Origin of the sequence: Roseovarius atlanticus (assembly GCF_001441615.1) — a bacterium.
GTDB lineage: Bacteria > Pseudomonadota > Alphaproteobacteria > Rhodobacterales > Rhodobacteraceae > Roseovarius > Roseovarius atlanticus.
This window is the reverse complement of record NZ_LAXJ01000046.1, coordinates 1-1,858: the sequence shown is the minus strand read 5'-3', so window position 1 is coordinate 1,858 and position 1,858 is coordinate 1. Positions and strand designations below refer to the sequence as shown.

General features: G+C 67.1%; 2 protein-coding genes. Both read right to left on the bottom strand.

Annotated elements, in window-relative coordinates; genetic code table 11:
- On the bottom strand, nt 1-809 hold an 809-nt coding region (locus XM53_RS22195; RefSeq protein ID WP_057796979.1), incomplete at its 3' end, for a helix-turn-helix transcriptional regulator.
- A gap of 68 nt (nt 810-877) precedes the next feature.
- Complete coding sequence (locus tag XM53_RS22190; protein ID WP_057796978.1) at nt 878-1,696, bottom strand: substrate-binding domain-containing protein; 819 nt, start codon at nt 1,694-1,696, stop codon at nt 878-880.
- Nucleotides 1,697-1,858 lie beyond the last annotated feature (162 nt).

Sequence of the window (1,858 nt, the reverse complement as noted above, 5' to 3'; positions counted from 1 at the left end):
CAGAACGCCAGTAGCGACTGCATCGGTGGCTCGAACCAGGCCTTGCGGTCGACCAGCAAGGCGAACTCTTCTTCGATCACCGGTACGAATGACAGCCCGTAGCTGCGCGCCACGGCTTCGAGGCCGAAGGTGGTGTCGGCGGCGCCGCGCCGCACCGCCTCGACCGCCTCGTCCTCGGTGCGGGCGACATCGGCCAGATCGAGCGTGCCCAGGTCCAGCCCGTCCCGCGCGGCCAGGTGCCTCAACAGCGTGTCCGTCCCCGACCCCGCCTGCCGCGGCACCAGCCGAAGCCCGGCAATATCGCCCAGGCCCGCGGGCACGCGCGCCTCGGGCCGGATCACCAATCCGCGCCGCCGCTTGGCAAAAAGCACAAGCACCGCGTCCTGCCGCGCGGCGGATTTCGACACGGCGGGCACATTCCAGGTATCGCGCGCCGGATCGTGCAGGTGAAGCCCCGCCGCCAGGCCTTCGCCCGCGACAAAGCGCTGCAATCCGTCGAGCGAGCCGTCAAGGAAGGTGGCCAGCCCGCAGCGCGACTGGCGGATCGCCCAGTCCAGCAGGGGATCGTGGCTGCCCAGCATGATCGGCGGGCGCGGCGCGGCCGGGCGCGTGGTGCCGCCGCCCGACTGCGCCTGTTCGATCCAGGCGCGGATCTCGCCCGCCGGAAACAAGAGCTTGCCGGTGGCACGCGAACACGGCACGGCGCCCGAGGCCGCAAGGTCATAGACCTTGCGTTCCTTCAGGCGCAAGAGCGCGGCCAGTTCCTTGACGGTCAGATAGTCGTGATCGGGGAAATCGAGCTCGGACATGGCACCTGGAGTTGCGTCTCGGGGTGGCGGGTGCGCCACCGCCCCGACAGGTCTATCAGTTTTCTCTATCAGTTTTCCGGGGCGTTGGGGAAGAACAGTTGCTGGTCGGCGACCTTGTAGGCCGCGATCGCCGCCTGCCCCTCGTCCGAGACCAGCCAGTCGGCAAAACTCTGCGCGGCGTCCACGTTCACGCTGGGGCATTTCTCGGGATTGACCGGGATCACGCCGTACTGGTTGAACATGTCCTCGTCGCCTTCGACCTGGATCGCGTAATCCTGCTTGTTGTCGAAGCTGATCCAGGTGGCGCGGTCGGTCATCACATAGGCGCCCATGCCGATTCCGGCGTTGAGCGTGGCGCCCATGCCCGAGCCGGTCTCGCGGTACCAGTCGCCGCTGGCCGCCGTGGGATCGACGCCGCTGTCGGACCACAGCGCCATTTCCTTCTTGTGGGTGCCGCTGTCATCCCCGCGCGAGGCGAAGAGCGCGCCCGCCTCGGCGATTTTACCCATCGCGCCCTGCACGTCGTCCATGCCGCCCACGCCCGCCGGGTCGCCCTCGGGGCCGACGATGACGAAGTCGTTATACATCAGGTCCGTGCGCGCGGTGCCGAACCCCGCCTCGACGAACTTCTCCTCGGACGGCTTGGCGTGGACCAAGAGCACGTCGCCATCGCAATTCTCGGTATTCTTGATCGCCTGGCCAGTGCCCACGGCCACGACATTGACCTGGATGCCGGTCTTGTCCTGGAAGATCGGCAACAGGTAGTCGTAAAGGCCGGAATTCGCCGTCGAGGTCGTGGATTGCACGATGATCGACTGGTCCTGCGCCCAGGCGCCGCCCGCAAGAAGCAGCGCGACGGTGGCCGCACCGAATGGTTTCATTTGCATGGTGAATACTCCCTTTCTTGAAGTCTGTCAGACGACGAGCTTGCCGTTCAGGTAATCCCGCGCCGCCTGGCTTTGCGGTTCGGGAAAGAAGTCGGCGGCGCGGCTGTGTTCCGCGATGCCGCCGCCGCTGAGGAACAGGATGTCGTCGGCCATGCGCCGCGC

Excerpts from the sequence above, each read along its gene's own strand:
- XM53_RS22190 (WP_057796978.1), bottom strand. The coding sequence starts at position 1,696 with ATGCAAATGAAACCATTCGGTGCGGCCACCGTCGCGCTGCTTCTTGCG.